Annotated in this window: 16 protein-coding genes; 7 read left to right on the plus strand and 9 right to left on the minus strand. The window is 41.6% G+C overall.

Annotation, left to right across the window (positions count from 1 at the left end; genetic code table 11):
- Nucleotides 1-71 precede the first annotated feature (71 nt).
- Together ABJF92_RS00210 and ABJF92_RS00215 are read left to right on the plus strand one after the other, a co-directional pair.
- Nucleotides 72-698: an OmpA family protein gene (locus tag ABJF92_RS00210; protein WP_446813840.1), complete on the plus strand. Its 627-nt coding sequence runs from the start codon at nt 72-74 to the stop codon at nt 696-698.
- Between the two features lie 138 nt (nt 699-836).
- A complete protein-coding gene (locus tag ABJF92_RS00215) occupies nt 837-1,259 on the plus strand; it encodes a VOC family protein (protein WP_446813841.1) in 423 nt (140 codons plus the stop codon).
- Nucleotides 1,260-1,312: 53 nt separating this feature from the next.
- Here ABJF92_RS00215 and ABJF92_RS00220 read toward each other — a convergent pair whose 3' ends face one another.
- The 6 genes from ABJF92_RS00220 to ABJF92_RS00245 form a co-directional block, all read right to left on the minus strand.
- Nucleotides 1,313-2,665, minus strand: coding sequence for a YHYH protein (locus tag ABJF92_RS00220; protein ID WP_446813842.1), 1,353 nt, complete (start codon nt 2,663-2,665; stop codon nt 1,313-1,315).
- A gap of 131 nt (nt 2,666-2,796) precedes the next feature.
- Nucleotides 2,797-4,545: a SulP family inorganic anion transporter gene (locus ABJF92_RS00225; RefSeq protein WP_446813843.1), complete on the minus strand. Its 1,749-nt coding sequence runs from the start codon at nt 4,543-4,545 to the stop codon at nt 2,797-2,799.
- 62 nt (nt 4,546-4,607) lie between these two features.
- Nucleotides 4,608-7,172, minus strand: coding sequence for a TRAP transporter permease (locus tag ABJF92_RS00230; protein ID WP_446813844.1), 2,565 nt, complete (start codon nt 7,170-7,172; stop codon nt 4,608-4,610).
- Nucleotides 7,173-7,235: 63 nt separating this feature from the next.
- Nucleotides 7,236-8,216: a TAXI family TRAP transporter solute-binding subunit gene (locus ABJF92_RS00235; protein WP_446813845.1), complete on the minus strand. Its 981-nt coding sequence runs from the start codon at nt 8,214-8,216 to the stop codon at nt 7,236-7,238.
- A gap of 143 nt (nt 8,217-8,359) precedes the next feature.
- Entirely contained in the window at nt 8,360-9,184 is an 825-nt protein-coding gene (gene proC, locus ABJF92_RS00240; protein ID WP_446813846.1) for a pyrroline-5-carboxylate reductase, read from the minus strand.
- 31 nt (nt 9,185-9,215) lie between these two features.
- A complete protein-coding gene (locus ABJF92_RS00245; protein WP_446813847.1) occupies nt 9,216-10,127 on the minus strand; it encodes an aminotransferase class IV in 912 nt (303 codons plus the stop codon).
- 203 nt (nt 10,128-10,330) lie between these two features.
- On the opposite strand from ABJF92_RS00245, the gene ABJF92_RS00250 reads away from it, so the two are divergent.
- On the plus strand, nt 10,331-11,014 hold the full coding sequence (locus ABJF92_RS00250) for a GntR family transcriptional regulator (RefSeq protein ID WP_446813848.1): 684 nt from the start codon (nt 10,331-10,333) through the stop codon (nt 11,012-11,014).
- A gap of 100 nt (nt 11,015-11,114) precedes the next feature.
- Here ABJF92_RS00250 and ABJF92_RS00255 read toward each other — a convergent pair whose 3' ends face one another.
- A complete protein-coding gene (locus tag ABJF92_RS00255) occupies nt 11,115-11,999 on the minus strand; it encodes an AraC family transcriptional regulator (protein WP_446813849.1) in 885 nt (294 codons plus the stop codon).
- Nucleotides 12,000-12,456: 457 nt separating this feature from the next.
- Here ABJF92_RS00255 and ABJF92_RS00260 point away from each other — a divergent pair, with 457 nt between their 5' ends.
- Both ABJF92_RS00260 and ABJF92_RS00265 read left to right on the plus strand, forming a co-directional pair.
- A complete protein-coding gene (locus ABJF92_RS00260) occupies nt 12,457-14,601 on the plus strand; it encodes a methyl-accepting chemotaxis protein (RefSeq protein ID WP_446813850.1) in 2,145 nt (714 codons plus the stop codon).
- A gap of 197 nt (nt 14,602-14,798) precedes the next feature.
- A complete protein-coding gene (locus ABJF92_RS00265; protein ID WP_446813851.1) occupies nt 14,799-15,959 on the plus strand; it encodes an iron-containing alcohol dehydrogenase in 1,161 nt (386 codons plus the stop codon).
- 54 nt (nt 15,960-16,013) lie between these two features.
- Here ABJF92_RS00265 and ABJF92_RS00270 read toward each other — a convergent pair whose 3' ends face one another.
- Nucleotides 16,014-16,718: a pseudouridine synthase gene (locus ABJF92_RS00270; protein ID WP_446813852.1), complete on the minus strand. Its 705-nt coding sequence runs from the start codon at nt 16,716-16,718 to the stop codon at nt 16,014-16,016.
- A gap of 148 nt (nt 16,719-16,866) precedes the next feature.
- On the opposite strand from ABJF92_RS00270, the gene ABJF92_RS00275 reads away from it, so the two are divergent.
- Both ABJF92_RS00275 and ABJF92_RS00280 read left to right on the plus strand, forming a co-directional pair.
- Nucleotides 16,867-18,084, plus strand: coding sequence for a DEAD/DEAH box helicase (locus ABJF92_RS00275; RefSeq protein ID WP_446813853.1), 1,218 nt, complete (start codon nt 16,867-16,869; stop codon nt 18,082-18,084).
- A 170-nt stretch (nt 18,085-18,254) separates the two neighbouring features.
- Complete coding sequence (locus ABJF92_RS00280; protein WP_446813854.1) at nt 18,255-19,838, plus strand: sensor domain-containing diguanylate cyclase; 1,584 nt, start codon at nt 18,255-18,257, stop codon at nt 19,836-19,838.
- An 83-nt stretch (nt 19,839-19,921) separates the two neighbouring features.
- On the opposite strand, the gene ABJF92_RS00285 is transcribed toward ABJF92_RS00280, so the two are convergent.
- A complete protein-coding gene (locus ABJF92_RS00285; protein WP_446813855.1) occupies nt 19,922-20,908 on the minus strand; it encodes a Bug family tripartite tricarboxylate transporter substrate binding protein in 987 nt (328 codons plus the stop codon).
- Nucleotides 20,909-20,934 lie beyond the last annotated feature (26 nt).

Below are 20,934 nucleotides of genomic sequence, written 5' to 3' on the forward strand. Positions count from 1 at the left end.
TTGACATTGGTTTAAGTGAACCTTTGCTTTACTATAATGGCTATTAAATAAACAAACGGGAAGAACTCTTTATGAGCATCTTATTCAAAACAATAAGCACCTTTGGTGTATTGCTTGCTATTAGCTCCAGCATTCATGCTGAAAGCTTATATAGCATCAATATGCAAGCGCGCCTTATTGATTCGGATGGCGATGGCGTGATAGATGTTCGTGATCGCTGCTCTAATACAAAAAAAGACGCTGCTGTAGATAACTATGGTTGCCCTGATGTGTCTGCTAAGCTTTTAACCGTACAATTAAATATCCTTTTTGACTCTGGTCAAGCCGTTGTCAAACCTCGCTTCTACCCAGAACTTAAAAAACTTGCAGATTTCTTAAATGATAACCCAGGCACATCTGTGGTTATCGAAGGACATACTGACAACGTTGGTTCTTTTGAGTTAAACCAAGAGTTATCTCAAAAGCGTGCAAATGCTATTGCAGATGTGTTGGTAGATAGCTTTAGAATACGTCAAAGCCGAGTTAAAGGTATTGGATATGGTGAAGATCGCCCTATTGATAGCAACGACTCTGAACAAGGCCGCGAAAACAATCGCCGTGTGGTAGCAGAAGTTTTTGCCAGAAAAGAAGCAGAACAAAAACGCTGGACGATTTATAGTGTCGACCAGAACAGTAGTACCGCTTATAAAAGCTATTAATTCACGTTAGCCCTCAATTCTTATTAAAGCCTACTTTTAGTAGGCTTTTTTATTAGCCACACTTCGCCTCCTTTATCAGACAAGACTGGCCAACCGAGTCCCACCACTGGCATACTCATCATATTAAGGAGAGAGTTTATGACGACCAAATATTTACATGCGATGATTCGTACAGACAAACCAGAAGAAAGCCATACTTTTTATACTGAAGGTTTAGGCCTAATAAAAACCCGTCAAATGGACAGTGAGAAAGGGCAATTTTCGCTGATCTACTATGCAAGCGCGATAGGTGAACCAGAGGTTGAGCTCACCCATAATTGGGGCGATAGAAAGTACACTAATGGCGATCAATTCGGCCACTTAGCGTTCGCTGTGGAGGATATCTACAAGACGTGCGAAACACTACAATCATTAGGTGTGACTATTTTGCGCCCACCTCGAGACGGCCACATGGCTTTCATCAAAGATCCCAATGGAATCTCCATTGAATTATTACAAGTAGGCGATAACTTACCACCTCAAGAACCATGGCATTCTATGGAGAACACTGGAAGCTGGTAACCTAGGAAGCAATAGCACCTTACAACTGATTGATGTGAGGTGCTATTTGCGATTTATCTTTGTGGTGGTTGAGGTAAAGCTGCCGTCAAGGCTTCTTCACTTATCCCTAATACCTTGGCCACTTGGCCGATGTCTGCATTAGGACCACCAGCATCATTCAATGCTTGGAATAACTCATCAACAGAAACACCTAATGTTTGTGCAGCTTCCTCAAAACCAGGAGGAAACCCTTCCCCTCTCGGTTCGCTTTGATCCCCTTGCATTCTCCTTCTTTGACCATCAGGCTCATCTGGATGTTCAGCCATCGTTTGACTTCCCTTATTCTTGACAGCGCCTACTCCGGTTTCCGCTGTCGTTGAAAAGTTATTTCTTGCAACAACGCCTGATAAGCAAGGCGGTAAATTTGGAAAATCTTCTGTCGCATGGTAGTGGTATACTTTTTCTTGCTTACCTTGAACGTAACCCAAATGACCGTGACAAGTATCTAGGTCCGTTGGTAATCGCCCATTCTCATCATGACTACCATAAATCCCAATACCATCAAACGCGTAGCCGAAAAGAGCAGATGAATCTTGAGCCAGATGACATTCAGCATGAACACCCTCATGCTCGTATACCGACGCCATATCTGTAGCAGTACCGTGATAATGATACCAACCTCCAGGGTCCACATGCCCCGCACAGGTATCTAACACAGGAATGTGACCTGTTTGTTGGACACTTGGTGCATCCGAGAATATAGGCACACCAGACAGTGTCATACCTACTTTGTCGACCACGCCAAGCTTACTTGATGCATCCGCTATCACGGGCTCTGTTGGAATCAACATGGTTATTTCAACTTCTTTATCAACCGCCACATTGATACAGCTATGTTCGTGCGGCGATTTTTTATCTGCAAAATCCGTTATATAAACACGACCTTTTTCATCATAAAAGGTATAACCCTGTTCCGCCAACATCTGAAAGAACGCGCCATCGACACGATATAAACCTGATTTTCTTCCATCCCATTCCCAAATACCACCCTCCCTGTCTAATGAAGATGGACAAAAAGGCCCTATATCCAAGTCCTCAGGCAGATATTTAACAACAAACTTAGCGCAGTATGCAGCATCGCCATTTACTAAAGTACAAGACACAACTTTAGGGTCTTTCACCATGGCAGCTTTATTAAACAGCGAAAAATTTATTTGCGTCGCAGTTCTGGTAGACGCTACCTTAACGTGATCATCCTCTTTATGATGGTCATGTCTAGCTTGCTTATTATGCCTGTGCTCCAAATCGTCGCTCTGGGTTTGCACTGAATTCGAACTACATGCCGTTAACATAGCCGTCAATGCCAACATAGCCCCCTTCCCAACAATACCGCTATAATTATCCTTAATGATGGATAGTTGTGACACACACTTGACCATTACTGCCTCACTGACAACATGTTTTTTACATATATTTAAAAAGTGAAGTTTATCAGTGCGGATTGCAACCAGACATGAAGGAAGCGCTAAAGTTCTGTCAGCGTAGAGTAAAACTGACTCTACTCTCTCAGCCCTTGGTTGGGACAATCTGAAAAGACCCGCACTTGGCAAGATTTACATAATTCGCCATTTAGTTGCTCAATCATTTTCGTAATAGCAGTAGACGTACTATCATACAATCTCCCTTGCACCAGCATTTCCCTAAACTCAGTCCCCTTTAGCTCATCACATACGTTGCCTTTAAGGGAACTAAAGAACACCTTCCCTCCTTGGGCTTCGAGTCTATTCACTTCGTTCATCAACATATGCTGGCCGGTTGAATCAATAAAATTGATACCTTTCGCAATAATAATTAATGCTTTCTGATCATGAATTGACAGAGACTCTATGGCTTTTTGCAAATGCTGGGATGAACCGAAAAAGATAGAACCATCTACCCTCACCATTTTAATAGCCGGACACTCATGTAAATTATAACGTGATATATTACGTATTTGACGCTTACCGTTTTCCCGCACAACAGGGGCCACAATAGTAATTTTTGGACGCGAAGTTCGTCGTAAATAAAAACCTATCGAAATCACAACACCGATGTAAATGGCATACTCTAACTGTACAAATAAGGTACACACAAAAGTCCCTAAAAACGTAATTACTTCAGATTTTTCAGCCTTTAAAGCGACAATAAAGCCCTTTACGTCGAATAGATTCCAAGTGATTAATAAAATGCTGCCGGCCATCACTGGCACTGGAATATATTGTGTTAGATCCGGGAAAAATAACACAAACAGAATCACGATAACCGCTGAAACGACGCTGGCTAAAGGTGTTTTAGCACCAGCATCATAATTGCCACCAGAGCGTGTAAATGAACCTGAGCTTGGATAACATGAAAAAAAACCACCAAATAAATTCGATACACCTTGCCCAATGAACTCTTGATTACCATCAATTTGCTGTTTAGAACGCATAGCGATACTTCGAGCAATTGAGGCCGCCTCAATCAAGCCTAAAAGCGCAACAGCAAACGCACCTGAAAGCAGTATAGAGAAGGTACTACTATCAAGTAACGGTAAGGAAAAAGGAGGTAAGGTCCCAGAAAGCGGATCAAGCAGCTGAATGCCATAATACTCACCGTTCAATACTATACATAAGCCTACACCTATCGACATAGCACCTAGGAGATATGGAACTTTAACCATGTACTTTTTTAAAAAAATTGCGCTTATTAACGTAATGAAGCCAAGACTTAGAGCAGCGAAATTAGTTTGATCACGAGCAGTATAAGCACCACTTACATATGAAATAAGGCTACCGTCAGACTGGATATCTAAACCCAATAAATTTTTAAGCTGACTTGCGGCAATAATAATTGCCGCACCAGCGGTAAATCCCTGCACAACAGAATGAGAAATGAAGTTAACCAATACACCAAAATTTAAGAAACCCAAGACGCACTGAATAACGCCAACCATAAAAGTTAAAGTGAGCATTAAAGAAATATAATCCGTACCACCATCCCCTGAAGCACTACTAACGACCGTTGCTGCGACGATTGAAAGCGCGGCCGTTGGCCCCGAAATCATGTGCATTGAACTACCAAATAGCGCCGCCAGAGTAGCTGATACAATGGCTGTATACAGGCCATATTCTGCGGGTAAGCCTGCGATAAGTGCGTAGGCCACACCTTGTGGTAAAACTAAAATAGCGCCTGTTATACCAGCTGATATATCCGCCCTAATAGTGACTGAGTCAACCTCTTTGGACCAATTTAAAAATGGTAATAAGTTTTGTAATAAATGAAACATACGCTATTCCGTAAATAAAAAAGAGGCGCTATTAATGCGCCTCTTCAAATTCAATACTTAAATTACACTCTTTTACGTTTACGTTGGTAAAGCGCGAGGCCGACCATCAGCAACAAACAAGGCAGGTACACCCAAAACTTTGAAGGTTGCTTATTCGGCACATCAATACCGGTCAAGACCTGAAAGGCTTCAAATCCAGCTTCATAAGCATCACTTCCTATATCGACACTATCAACTTCAATCAGATCGCCCTGCTGATAAAGGTTAAGACCTGCTTCCTGCATAATTTCTGGGGCTAAGCCTTCACTTCGAGCAATCAACATACGTATGGATACATCCTTACCACCCGCGTAATTATCCTCTTCAACATAAATACGCAATGGTGCGCCTTCATTAACCTGAGCATCCGTAGCCATATACTCTGCCAGAGGCATATAGCGATGCGGTTCAACCAAGCGGTCAATCCAAAAGTCGGGTCTAAAAATACTGAACGCAATTAGCAGCAACAAGCCACGCTCCCACAGCTTACAATGATCAAAGAAATACCCTTGAGTGGCGGCAGTGAACATGAGCATTGCCATAGTTGCGACAATAAAGATCAGTACACCATGAATAAAGGAGACATCGATCAATAAGAGATCAGGATTAAAGATAAAAAGGAAAGGTAATACAGCCGTTCTTAATGCGTACTTAAAAGCAATAATACCGGTTGATATTGGGTTACCACCTGACACCGCCGCCGCGGCAAAAGACGCTAACCCAACGGGGGGCGTAACATCCGCCATAAGACCAAAATAAAATACGAATAAGTGGACTGCTATTAAAGGTACAACCAGACCATTAGACGCCCCCACTTCAACAATCACAGTGGCCATTAATGATGACACAACAATGTAGTTGGCCGTAGTAGGAAGCCCCATTCCCAAAATCATACACAATACTGCCACCAGCAATAGCATCAGTGTGATGTTGCCAAACGATAAGGCTTCCACCACATCCGCCAATACCGCACCGACACTGGTTTGAGATACTACGCCAACAATCACTCCAGCCGTTGCGGTAGCAATCGAAATACTCGCCATATTTCGTGCCCCTGTCACCATGCCATCGGCTAGGTTACGAAGGCCCGCCCCCCAAAGCAGCGTCGCTTCTTGTCGGAATAGGCCCTCTAGTACAGGCTTGGTCACAATCATCAACATGGTAAGCATGGCAGCCCAAAATGCACTTAAACCAGGACTTAAACGTTCAATCATCAAACACCAAACGAGCACCACAACAGGTAATAAATAATACATACCTGAGCGAAATATCTCTCCTGGTGGTGGTAAATCTGAAAGGTCTTGATCGACATCCTCGACCAACTTAGGAAACTTGCTACCAAGCTTTAATAATACAACATAAGCTAGAACAACTAACGAAGAGGCGACCCATATGGAGTTGTCATCAAACACATTTTTGATCCACCCTAAACCATAATAAACCGCTGCTGATATCCCACAGATTAGTAAGAAACCAAACAAAACACCGATTAAACGATTCAACACACTGGCCGTATTGGTACGTTTAGTTAACCCCTGCATGTTGGCTTTAACTGCTTCCAAATGCACAATATAAACAAGGCCAATGTAAGAAATAAGCGCAGGTAAAAAGGCGTGTTTAATAACATCTAAATAACTAATGCCAACATATTCAACCATTAAAAAAGCCGCGGCTCCCATAACAGGTGGCATAATTTGTCCATTAACAGATGAGGCCACTTCAACCGCACCAGCTTTCTCGCTAGAAAACCCTACTTTTTTCATCATAGGGATCGTGAATGTACCGGTAGTAACCACATTCGCAATGGAAGAACCGGAGATAAGGCCAGTAAGACCCGACGCAACCACCGCTGCTTTTGCTGGTCCACCACGAAAATGCCCTAGGCATGAGAAAGCTAACTTTATAAAATAATTACCAGCACCCGCTTTGTCCAACAGCGACCCAAAGAGCACAAACAAAAAGACAAAGTCGGTCGATACGCCCAGCGCGATACCAAACACACCTTCGGTTGTAATCCACTGATGATTAACAACTTCTTGAAGGCTAAAACCTTTATGGGCAATCATCTCTGGCATATAGTTGCCAAAAAAGTTGTAGAAAAGAAACACGCCAGCGATAAGTGGCAAAGTAATACCTAAACTTCTTCGCGCCGCCTCAAACAACAATGGAACGCCAATACAAGCAACCACAACATCCTGTAAAATGGGGGCACCAACTCGCGTTGAAATATTGTCATATTCAATCAAATAGTAGAGAGCGCATAGACTTGCCAACGTGGCAATTATCCAATCTGCCACCGGTACTCTTTTAATAGGTGATTTTGCACCGAAAGGAAAACTCAAGAAAACCAAAAATATAGCAAACGCTAAATGTATTGAGCGAGCCTGATTGCTATTCCAGCGCAACAAGCTCGAATCCATCATATAAGGGAATGGTGAAGCAATCCAAACTTGAAAAAGTGCCCATGTAAAGGCCACGAAGAGAATAATTTTTAGCTGTATCCCACTAGCTTGACGGCCACCCATATCATTGGAAGACACAAAGTCATCCACATCGATAGAGCTCGTGTTTTCCTTTAATAGACTCATTTTTAAACCTCAAAAAACGTTAAAAAAAACCGGGCACAACAGCCCGGTTTATTGAACATAGACTTACTTAATCCAGCCACGTTCTTTGTAATACTTGACCGCACCTGGGTGCAATGGTGCAGACAGGCCTGCAGAGATCATTTCTTGAGGGTCTAGTTGAGCGAACGCTGGGTGTAAACGTTTAAAGCGATCGAAGTTCTCAAACGTAGATTTCACCATATTGTAAATAACCTTGTCCGAAGTGTTGGTAGAGGTAACCAAAGTTGCTTTCAGACCGTAAGTCGTTACATCATTAGGTGTTCCTTCATACATGCCACCAGGGATTGAAGCGTAGCTGTAGTAAGGAAAACGATCGACTAACGTATCTACCGCCGGTCCAGTCACATCTACAATGTGTGTAGAACAAGTACTAGTGGCTTCTTTTACATTGGCTACTGGGTGCCCTGCTACCATAACAAATGCATCAACTTTATTGTCACAAAGTGCCTGAGACTGTTCGGAGGACTTTAATTCACCTGCTAATTTGAAATCGGATAATTCTATGCCTGACTCTTTCATTAGCGTCAGCATAGTCGCTCGCTGGCCTGAGCCTGGATTACCAACATTCACACGCTTACCTTTAAGGTCTGCAAAAGAGTTGATATCAGCATCTGTACGTGCAACTAAAGTGAAAATATCGGAGTGCAAAGAAAAAACAGCACGTAACGCTTCATAAGGACCTGCAGCTTCGAAGTTAGAAGTACCATTCAAGGCATGGTATTGCCAATCCGATTGGACAATACCAAAATTTACACCACCAGAACGAATGGAGTTAAGATTAGCAATAGAACCACCACTAGAAGGCGCAGAACAACGCAGATTATGCTCACTTGATTGGCGGTTTACCATTTTACAGATAGATTGCCCTACCACATAATAAACACCTGTTTGCCCTGCTGTACCGATTGAAAAATGTTCGACTTCGGCAGCAAAACTTGGAGCACTGCTTAGGCTACCCAGCATTAATGCCGTAACGGCTGCTGGTTTAAAATTGATTTTTCTCATCTTCTGAACTTCCCCGTTGATTATGATAGTTTTAAATTTTAGTGAATAACATTCACGTTACGTCTCTTACTTTTGCTCTTTAGTAATTTCCTAACTCATTAGCTGCTCAGGCTTATGTCAAAGTTTGAGCTTCACAAAAAGAGTCAAGACAATTCAACACTTCGCATTCGAGCTGCTTCACAGCAATTTAACAATGTCTGTGCAAACACCTCATTTGACATCAAAACCTCTAAGCCCGCTTGAGTAGTACCGTTTGGACTGGTAACCTTATTTCTAAGATCAACAACATCTTGTCCACTTTGCTCAATTAAAGCCGCCGCCCCTATCAAAGTTTCTAAAGCGAGGTCTTTCGCTAAAACATCAGGTAATCCAAGTTGTTTTGCGCACGCAGTAAAGCACTCTGCAAAATAAAAAGCATAAGCAGGACCACTACCGCTCACCGCAGTTACACTATGCATGAGATTTTCATCATCAACCCAGTGGAAGGAGCCTAACGAGGCAAAAAGCCCCTCAATATGGGTTCCTAAATACTCTTGGCCTTCACTTTTAAAACCCACCATCACTCCCTTACCAATCATAGCGGGGGTATTAGGCATAACTCGTACTACTTGCTTTGCATTAGGTAAATAAGATTTCAAACTTGAAACCGTCACGCCAGCAGCCACAGAAACAAGGCAAGTACTTTCATTAATCAAGTCATTAAATAAATGCAGACTCTTGATAATGATCTGAGGTTTTAGTGCTAATAAAAAAGTGGTAAACAGTTGATTATTCGGCACTTCAGATACAGATTGATAAGCTCTAATACCTTTGCGCCTGTAACTCTCTATAACCTCAGGCTTGGTGTCTAACAAGCAAATACTCTGCGGTTCCATACCAGTTTTAAGCCAGCCATTGATAATAGCTGCACCCATTTTCCCGCCACCTAACACAAGAATATTATGCTCACTCACATCGTTAAACATCATCACGTACCCACCTAAATAAAAATTGAAGGCTCTATTTCGTCGCTAACGCTTTATAAAGCTCACTGATGCGTTGGTAAACTGGACCAGGTGTTCCATCACCAACCATACGCCCATCAATTTTTACAACTGGTGTTTGCCCTGCAAAAGTACCTGTCACAAAGGCTTCTTCTGCACCATATACTTCGAATAAAGAAAAGTCCGTTTCATGTACCGTAATGTCATTGGCTTTACATAAATCGATAACTTTTTGGCGAGTAATACCATTCATGCAGTATTTAGACGTAGAGGTCCATACCTCACCTTTGCGCACGATAAAGAAGTTAGTGGAATTACAAGTAGCAACAAAACCATGAGGGTCAAGCATCAACGCCTCATCAGCACCTGCTTTTTGGGCTTGGGTTAATGCTGTGATACAGTTAATTTTACTATGAGAATTTAATTTAGGATCCTGGCTGTTAGACTGCCCTCGCACAACGTGTACAGTGAACAAACTCATGCCATCATTTTTTACTTTCTCACTTGGCTTACTATGCTCAGCAATGATAACGGTCGTCGCACCATACACACTTAACTTTGGATCCTGAAAAGGTTTTCTCTTCTTGCCTCTAGTTACCATTAGTCGCAGATGCGCGTCATGAGTCATGTCATTAGCTGCCAATGTATCGTAGGCCGCCTTTACCATTTCCTCTCGAGTCAACCCAATATCAAAATCCAATACTTTTGCCGAGTCATACAGGCGATCTAAATGGTCGTCAAAAAAAGCAATCTTACCGTTGTAGACGCGTAACCCTTCCCAAATACCATCACCTAACATAAAACCACTGTCATATACCGAAACGACTGCTTTTTCTTTTGGAAGCAATTCACCATTAACATAAATTTTGATCGATTCGTTACGGTTATCTTCTTCAGCTGTGTGAGCACTAAAAGAATGAGATGACATGCTTTACTCCAAATTGACTATGATGATTTCACTTTCTGACCAGTGATTGGTTGAAAACAGAATAGATCGACAAAATAGCACTGTCAACAGTAAGATTGTTAACAATCTTACATTGTGTATTTTTAGTATTTCTATGGTCAGACTTATTTGCTATTCTTTGGAGCAATTCAGATGCTATGGCTCGCCAGTTTAAATAGGAATTTATGACAGTATTGAATTTAAAGCCGATTCATAAAAATCGCACGCTAAGAGCGAATGTGGCAGAACAATTAAAAGAGGCAATCATTAGTGGCGCCCTACCACCAGGCACTAAATTAGTAGAGTCTCAGCTTTCCGCTTTACTAGGTGTTAGTCGTGGCCCACTAAGGGAAGCGATCCGTCAACTGGTCGATCAAGGGTTAGTAGAAAGTATTGCTTATACAGGCACTTATGTTGCAAGCATAACAGTACAAGCTATCCAAGAATTGTATTCATTTAGAACAGAGCTTGAACAGTTTGCGTTCAAGCTGGTTTGGGAAAAACGTGCGGACAGTTTCTATAACGAATTGGACCTACAACAAAAAAAACTGACTAAAGCCATAAAAGACAATGATCACAGCGCTGCTATTTTTGAGGAATTAGAACTTCATAACATTGTGTATAAATATTGCGGTCACGCCCTATTACAAGATACCTGGCAAAGGCTTAGAGGACGGTTACACCTTTACTTCACTTTGCATCAAAATGCACACAATCGTGCTGGACCAAAAATAAACGCTCATGATTTGTATGTTGAGCTAGCAAAAGGTGACGACTTGAACGCCATGCTCAACCATGTTTCTGATCATATGCAACAAGGTTATAAAAAAGTAGAATTATTGGTCTCTGATATTGAATCAGCTAACTAAGTTTCACACATAAAAATGCCAGACTATTACACTCTAGTCTGGCATTTTTATAGAAAGTAAACTCACTACGGCTGTTTCATTTAAATTCAACCAACTTCGCTTAAGCGGCATGCTTGGTCTGCGAAGGAGGGTAACCAAAAAAACGCTTATATTCACGACTAAACTGTGAAAAACTGTTATATCCCACCTGAAAACTAGCCTCACTGGCACTCATTCCCTGCTTCAATAATGCTTGAGATTTTTGCAATTTGCTGGATTTAATGTATTGCATGGGAGGTACATGCATAACGTGCTTAAAAGAATTGAAAAAGCTAGTTTTACTCATATTCGCAATGTCTGCTAAGGTCTGTACCTGAAGACTCTTATGGGTGTTTTCATGAATATAATTTACTACTTTGGAAATGGGTTGAATATCACCATATTGGTTAAGCAATGTTCTTAGTGCGTAACCATGTTGGCTGGTTAGAATTCTGTAATAAATTTCATTCACCACTGGCTCACCAAGGATACTAGCGTCCATAGGATTTTTGTTAAGCCTAAGTAGCTTGATAAAAAGATCAATTAAATCATCGTCTGCATTACCAATCACTAAGCTCGAAGACTTTTGACATAACGGATCTGGAGAGCGCCCTTCGATTCGTTCAATGCGTAAAACCATATCTGCTAAACGCACTAAATCTATGGCTAATGAAGCAGATAAAAGAGGTTCACTTTGCTCAGCCTTCACAACCTCTGTTGAGACTGGCATAGGTAAAAAATTAATAAAGAAATCCCCGGCCTCATAAGTTAATACTGAGTCGCCAACATGGCATCGTTTAGCGCCCTGCCCCATTAAACAGATCAGGGGTTCATAAAAAGAATGCTGCTTAGAATGCTGTCGACTGGCCTGAAAGGCGCCCGCCCCTTTTATTCGCATTTCGGCATAGCCGTCACCTTGGCAAAGCTCGGCGATCAACTTATTCAATGTAGCTAGCTTATTTGACATGACTGATTCCAACTCTATTTCGAATAACACAAATCATCCAATACAATCCAAGTTATGTAGTATTAGGCATGAATAGCGCCATTCAGAAGATCATTTCTCACAAAATAATAAACCTTTAGGCAAGTATATCTAAAATCACACGTCATGTATGCATTACCAAAGGCAACACATGAATTTTGCACCATGTTAGAGCGCCAATTAACTATAAAAAAATCGCCGCACCAAAAGAACCCAAATGTCCCAGTCTAATTTGAATCCTGGCTTTTTGGTTACATTTATACACAGAAACTCACAATACATAACACTGAAATGCGTTTTCAGAGCAGAAGATAATTCAGATTTATCATGTCAGGGTAGTATTTTGCACCATACGTTTCCGCCTTTGATTTTTTAGGCAAGGTTCTTGCACTATGTCAAAGCATTCATAAATCTAACTGCAACGGAGTAGGCTTTGAATATGAATTTGAAAAGTAGCTTGATGTCTTTGTCCAAACAAGAAAAATCCTGGCTTCCATGGTTCGGAAGCAATAGTAAGTTTTCATTATTATGGTCCTGTTACCTAAATAAAAGCACCTACCAAAATGTTGAAAAAACCTTTGAGGGCATAGCCAATACTCGCGTAAAGCTGCTCGAGAACTGGATCAATAACCAGTGGTCGCAATTAGATGTTCTACTCGATAACATTCAAGATACATTTCCCAATATTCCTTCTCAAACTCTAGCGGAACGAAAAAACCTCGTGTTAGATGTGAGCGAATACTTTGTCATTGACCATCAAGGAGTGGTTTTAGATTCCACTTATAAAGCCCGCATAGGAAAGAAAGATTTAGACACTGGAGCTGTGCAAGCAGGATTACAAAATAATTTCTTGCACGGCCCATTCGTTGACTCAAATACGTTATCTATCGGCGCTTCAAGTTCCAAGTTCCATGATGCCGTTACCTTAATGCTGTATTTGCCAATTAAACAAAATGGCCAAAGTGTTGGCGCTATCTGTGCTCGCATACCGAATGATGTTTTGGGGGATTTAATACAACGTGAAGCAGGCCACATTTATAAAGAGTCTGGTGACAACTACCTCTTCATGGTGACGTCTAATTTTAATCGTAGCATCCTGCCTGGCACAGCCTTATCACGTTCACGCTTTGAAGATGATACCTTCAGCCATGGTGAAAACTTAAAAGGGGGCGTTAATACCCAATGGGGCAGCGTTAAAGTCCAACACCATACTGAATTTGAAATTCGTTTTACGGACCCTGCCACTAAAGAGTTGCATCCGGGAGTCCGCGAAACCATTAAAAATGGCAGTAATTTGTTTGTAACTTATCCCGGCTATTCAGACTATCGTCATATTCCCGTCATTGGTAAAGGCGTGACTTTTCAATTAAAAGGTAGCCCTGACCGCTGGGGAATGATGTGTGAAGGCGACTTAGAGGAAGTGTACCGACGCCGATCTATCAGCATTAATTTAATGAAAGGTTTTTTCGCTGCTTCAGCCCTACCTTTCGCATTAAATGTTTGCCTTCACTCATATACTCAGCTTTCTGAAACATTGATCAGTACAGCTACCCTTTTAAGTTTAGGCGCCACCGCAAGCCTTTATAACAAATTGGTGACGAAAAAAATCAGCCGCAACATGACCCAAATGACAGAAGTCATTCAAACCATTGCAGAAGGTGAAGGGAATTTAAGACAACGTTTAGACGATAACCTAAGCAATGACGAAACGGGTGATATGGGTCGTTGGATGAACAGTTTCATTGATAACCTAGATAACACCATTGGCCAAGTTATTTCGGCCAGCAGCAACGTGAAACGCTCTAATGACTTCATGATCAATACCAATGAAGAAGCCCGTCAAGCTTCTACCTATTTAGCCACCTCTGTCGACAGTATGCTTCATGCTTTTAAACAGCAAGTTACTGAAATCCATACAGCTTCAACAACGGCCCAGACACTCAAACAAACCATGGACCAAGTTGTAGAACAAGGACAACTACGCCTTATTGAAGCAAAAAAAGGCACTCAGGAGATTCGAGATGTTGTTCGTACTACATCAGATTCGGTGAAGTCACTAGATCAAAAAACCAATGAAATTGCAGGTATCATAACGACAATAAGTGACATTACAAATCAAACCAACTTATTAGCGCTTAATGCCGCGATAGAGGCCGCTCGTGCCGGAGAGCACGGACGTGGCTTTTCAGTGGTGGCGGATGAAGTCCGTAGCCTAGCGTCAAAAACCGCTTCGGCTGCCGAAGAAATCCAAAGTATGCTGGAAAACATTCAGCAAGAAACCCGTAGTGCGGTTAACTTCATGGAAGAAGGAGCGGAAAATGTTGATAAAAACCTACAAGCGAATGAACAAGCGAATGCTGGAGATGAAGCCTTATATGAACTAGTAGACACCATTTTTAATGCTATGAATTTACTGAATAATAGTAATGAAGAAAATGCCAGCACCGTACAAGAAATGGGGGCTGCTACAGAGCAAATGAAGCGCTCTATACAAGCCCTTCAGCACAGATCATCACGGATGGGACTATCTGCGTTAAAACTAAACTCTCTTATTGGTCAATTCCAAGTGACTAAGTCCGCCTAATCTATTCATTGATAGTTTCCCCTTTGGTCGAGTTTCTTTCGCTAAGGGGGAAGCTTTTTGAGTAAAACCATACTTACTGCACACTTCAAACTCACCTTGAACGATAAAGCATAATAAATAGCGTTTTAGGTATACATTTACCCTCATATTCACCTTATAGTGCATTCACTGAAATTCAACCTAGTGAGGGCAGCACTATGCATAACTTTGATTACTACAATCCTACACACATTGTTTTTGGCCAAGATCGCCTTGGGGAACTGAACAATCTTATCCCTAAAAACGCCAAAGTAATGATCACTTTCGGCGGTGAAAGCGCCAAAAAATACGGCACTATCGATACTGTAAAAGCAGCACTAGCAGAACGAGAAATCATCGAATTTGGAGGCATTGAACCCAATCCTCAATACAACACCTTGGTAAAAGCCGTTGACATCGTCAAAACTCAAAAAGTAGATTTTTTACTGGCGGTAGGCGGCGGTTCCGTCATGGATGGTACAAAGTTTATTGGTCTTGCAGCCAAACATCCGACAAATCAATATGAAGAAATTTTATTCCATGGTTTTTCACCGGTACCAGCCAGTGAAGCGCTTACGCTTGGCTGTGTTGCAACCTTGCCAGCAACAGGTTCGGAAATGAATATGGGTGGCGTTATTACTTATAATGCACAAAAATATCCATTTATGTGCCCTCTTGTCTTTCCAAAATTTTCTATATTAGACCCTGACTTAACCAAAACCTTACCAAAAGAGCAAATTGCAAATGGCGTGGCGGATGCCTTTGTTCATGTCATTGAGCAATACCTTACTCAAGACACCAACGCTAAAGTCCAAGATCGCATCGGTGAAGGTGTATTAAAAACCTTGATTGAAGATGGCCCTGTTACATTGGCTGACAACGATAACATGGACGCTCGTAAAAATTTCATTTGGTCAGCTACCAACGCTTTGAACGGTATAATTGGTGCAGGCGTACCACAAGACTGGTCAACGCATATGATAGGCCATGAAATGACGGCTCAGTTTGGTATCGCTCATGGTCGTACACTCGCTATTATTTTGCCGAATTTGCTGAGAGAACGTAAAGACAAAAAGCGCGCAAAACTGATCCAATTTGCAGAACGTGTTTGGGATATTAAAGATGGATCAGACGATCAAAAAATTGATTTAGCCATCGATAAAACTGAGGCATTCTTTAATGCTTTAGGAATTGTGACAAACCTGACACATTACGGAATTGATGACGCAGGCATTGACAGTGTTGTCACCAGCATGGAAAAAATGGGGCTTACAGCATTATCTGAAACAGGGGATTTAACGCTAGATATCGTGCGTAAGATTTTAGTAGCCACTAAATAAGCAGCGACAAAAGCCAAACGACACATAACAATAGCGCCGGATAAGGGGCTATTGTTATGCATAGCTTAGCGATGCTACCTCTTGAGACGTTAAACAACGCCACTCCCCTTCTTTGACATCTAACATAACACCTCCTATTTGTTGACGATGTAATGCCGTCACACGGTTTCCTACTGCAGCAAACATGCGTTTCACCTGGTGAAACTTCCCCTGTGAAAGGGTCAGCAATGCCTCTTGAGGTCCCAGTAATTTAAATATTGCAGGCTTTGTTAATTCAACCTCGCCTTGCAGCATAAGCCCTTTATGAAAGCGCTCTTTGATCTCTATTGCTCGTTCAGTTGAAATCATTTTTGATAGAGTGACTCGATAGGTTTTTAGACAACCTGATTGAGGAGATGTGATATGGAATGACCAGCTACCATCATCCGTAATCAGTAACATTCCAGTGGTATCCGTATCAAGTCGACCTACAATGTGCAATTCGGCTTTATTATCGATATCCAGACCACTTAGAACGGAGGGGTACACTTCATCAATATTTGAGCACACCGTACCCGCTACCTTGTTCATTAATAAATAACGAAAGGCCCTAGGCGTTAACCGTACTCCTTTAAGCTCAACAGAGTTATTTTTATGAATTTGAGTTTTTTCATGCCGCTGTATTACTCCATTCACTTTCACGTCGCCATCACGAATAACCTCAAGCGCCTGTAACAAAGTTAAATCGCTACTTTTACAAATATATTTATCTAAACGCATACACGGCTCTAATTTTCAATTGATATCACATTATGTGCATTCACAACGCTTAAGCAACGCTCTTAAGAGCCATATAACACAAAGCACCGTAGCATACTTTATTAAGGTATAATTAGCCCATTAACCTACTTCCACCGCCAGAGCATCTATGTCATTTTTAAATCTTGGTTTATCCCATTCTATACTGCAAGCCATTACCGACTTGTCTTACCACACCCCCACGGCAATACAAAAACAAGCCATTCCAATCATTTTATCGGGCAAAGACGTGGTCGCAACAGCCCAAACAGGCACAGGGAAAACCGCGGCATTTGTCTTACCAATTTTAGAAAAACTTCATGTCACGACCAAACCAAGAAGAGCGAAACGGATCGGAGCACTCATTCTCACACCAACACGTGAACTGGCCACACAAATTGCTCACAACATTGAATTATACAGTCAACATACTCACCTAACGTCATTGCCGATATATGGTGGCGTCGATCTCGCTCCACAGAAAAAACGTCTAATCGAAGGCGTTGATATTCTAGTTGCAACCCCAGGTCGCTTGCTTGATTTGGTCAACCAACGAGCAGTACATTTTGATGAAGTTGAAATACTTGTCCTTGATGAAGCCGATAGAATGCTAGACATGGGCTCACAAGATGATTTAGAAAAAATCCTTGCTCGCCTTCCAAAATATCGGCAAAACCTACTATTTTCAGCTACCACCACAGATAGTGTTCGTGCGCTTGCTTATGAATTCAGTCACGAAACACAAAGCCCTGATGCGATAGAGGTCAATACGTCACCGAAACAAAAAACAGCGGACAATATCAAGCAATGGCTAATAACAGTGGACAAAGACACTAAATCAGCCCTACTGAGTCATTTAATACAAGAACATCATTGGCAACGAACGCTTATCTTTATTGAAAAGAAACATGCCGCTGCGAAACTTGTTGAGCAACTCGCGAAGCGAGGCATTATAGCGGACGCTATTCATGGCGATAAAAGCCAAGCCATGCGTGAAAAAATATTACAGCGCTTTAAAGCAGGCGAACTGCAATATTTGATCGCAACCGGTGTAGCCGCACGAGGGTTGGACATAGGAGAACTCGCCCGAGTAGTGAATTATGACCTCCCTTTCAAGCCCGAAGAGTACATTCACAGAATTGGCCGAACTGGCCGAGCAGGCGCAACGGGAGAAGCCATTTCTTTTGTGGCAAAAGGCGACTTTAAAAATTTATGTGCTATCGAGAGTCGTTTAAATAAAATTATTGAACGCAGAAAGATTGATGGTTTCGAGGAAAGAAAAACAGTCCCTCTTTCCATCTTAAATTACATTCCGAAAGCCAAACGTAATACACACGGAAGCGCTTAAATTCCTCAGTAAAACAACGGCTACATCAATTGAGACACTAGAGGCTTTCACACTGAGAGCGTAAAAGTAATATAAAAGACAAACTTAAAGGCATATAATGCCGATATTTTGAATGTTAACTCAACAAGCTGTTACAGATTTATTTCTCGTATACTTAATGGATATTTTACATGGACACCTTTAAAACCAGGTACTTAAAGCTCAACCACTTGATTTTAGTGCTTGCTCTGTCTGCCACTGCCATCACTTTTGTGAACAGTTTTTATTCCATTTACGAAGTTCAAAAAGAACAACTGATTAGTCAGACTATTGATATCAACAGGTCTTATGCCAAGAAATTGGCGGATACTACAGAAGTATTCATTGCCGCGAGCAAGCAGCAGCTTAAGTATGCAGCTGAATCCTTAAGAGGTCACCTTGATGATGAAGCCTTCATCCAACAAGAAGCGGATCGACTGAAATATCAAAACCATAGCTTTAACTCTGTTTCTATTGTCAGCAAAGAAGGTTTTATTCATACTATTTCACCTTCAAAACTGCCATTAAAAGGTGCCAAGCTCTCCTCCAAGAGCAGTTTTGATGCATTAGAAAAGCAAATCCCCTTGATTAGTGAACCCTTTACCTCGAGTATTAATAACCTTCTGGTCGTAATCTCTACGCCTCTTTGGGACAAAAACGGTGACTACTATGGGTATCTAGGAGGGACCATTTATCTAAAAGATGACAGTATTATTCGCGATATTTTAGGAGACCATCATTATAGAAGCGGCTCCTTTATTAGTGTTATCGATCAAAACAAAAACATTTTATACCATCCAAATGAAACATTAATCGGTGTACCCGCAAAAAGAGACGAAAAAGCCAGCAAGTTTCTCGCACTGAAAGAAGGAGGTATGTTGCTAGAGGGGAAAAGCTATCAAGCCTCACTTGCCGGCTTTGCAACCATCCCCAGTACAGGTTGGGTGGTCATCACTCAAAGCCCCCTAGATACTTCCCTCACTCCACTATCAAATATTATGGAAAAAGTGATATTACGAACTCTCCCCATGGCATTGGGTGTGTTTTTGTTTATTTGGTTATTTGCTCGAGCTATTTCCCTCCCGCTACAACAATTAGCAAGCCAAGTAAAACTGTTTGATGGGTACATCGTTAGTTCAGAGATCGACAAAATTAACTCTTGGTACTCAGAAAGTTTAGAGCTTAAAAAAGCCATACTCAGTAAAGTTAAAACTTTTCAGTCTCAAATAGGTAAATTGAAAGTCGATGCTGATACAGACCCTCTTACCGGAGCCAACAACCGTCGAGCCTTTGATTTACGCACCAAGCAACTCGTATCACAAAAAATCGAATTTTCTGTTTTATGTTTAGATGTAGATCACTTCAAAAATGTCAACGACACCTATGGTCACAGCCTAGGTGATGAAGTACTTAAACAGTTAGTGGAAGTGATGAATAGCTTCTCTAGAGCTTATGATATGGTGGCTAGAATGGGAGGTGAGGAATTCATACTACTCCTGCAAGATGGCCACATGGAAGACTCCATGTTAGTAGCGGAAAGATTAAGAGAAACTATTGCTGAAGCGAGCTTTGGTGAAGTCGGTCATATCACTGTTTCCATAGGTGTTGCGTGTAAATCGGATAACAGTATCAGCGTAAAACAACTGCTTAGTGCGGCTGATAAAGCACTCTACCGTGCCAAGAGAGAAGGTCGTAATCGCAGTATTGCTGCCACACAAGGACACGCAATGAGCTAAGTTTTCAGCTACTCATTGCGGCTCATACCCTTTCAAAAAACTAGAATGTACAGTCCCTATAAATAACTACTCACCCTCTTACACTAGACATAATCAATCCTTGACAGCTGAAATTGTTGATAAAGCTGCTCACAGCGTTCCGTATCCGCAATCACCCGTTGTAGAATTTCATTCGGTGATAGTTGTATTTGGTTGAGGCTAAATGATTTTTGCATGGCTTTGAATTTTTTACTTTCTTGCATTTTATTGGTCGCACGATGAATTTTCAGTAGCTCATTAAGGTCAATATCACTCGGAGCAACCCAACCATACCAGCCTCTGAAGTTCATATTATTTACACCGAGTTCGTTAAAGCAGGGGATATCTGGCATCGGTTTATGTCGTTCACTGGAACAAACCCCCAAAACTCTCAAGCGGCCAGATAAAATTGCACCTGCGGCATTTCCTGTTGCAATAAAACCTGCGGCCAACACTCCATCTAATAAATCCTCAACCATTAATGAAGTACCGCCATACGCTTGAGCACGTAATGCAATTTTCTTCTCATAGGCAAGAGTCAGACCGGCAAGATGGGATTCTGAACCATATAAAACAGTACCAAAATCACGATACTGAGGGTTTTCATACACCCAATCAATATAGTCATCAATGGTTTTGACTTTCTTAGAAACCTGCTGCCCCACAACAAACATATAAGTGTATTCCCCTAAAAAGGCAACGGGGATGAAATCCTGTAGAGGTTGATAAGGTAAATTACGATACAAACAACTTAGCAATGACATAATAGTGCCATTCACTTGTAAAAGAGTGTCACCATTTGCAGGAGCATATTTAACTATTTGACTAGCTCTAATAGTGTTGTCACCCGGTTCCAGCACAAATTCGTAATCCAGTTCCGGGGCCACTTCTCGTAAAACCTGCATCGCTTCATAACCCAGACTCGAACCAATGCCAGTAGCACCATAGCCATAATAAATCTTTTTACCAGCACCTTGCCCTTCGGCAAAGCTTGGTAATATGGGTTGCGCCATTAATGCCGTACTCATCTGTAAAAAAGATCGTCTGTTCATATTTACCTCACTTTGCGCTATTCGCT

It is taken from the genome of Marinomonas sp., from assembly GCF_039940335.1.
Classification (GTDB): Bacteria; Pseudomonadota; Gammaproteobacteria; order Pseudomonadales; family Marinomonadaceae; genus Marinomonas.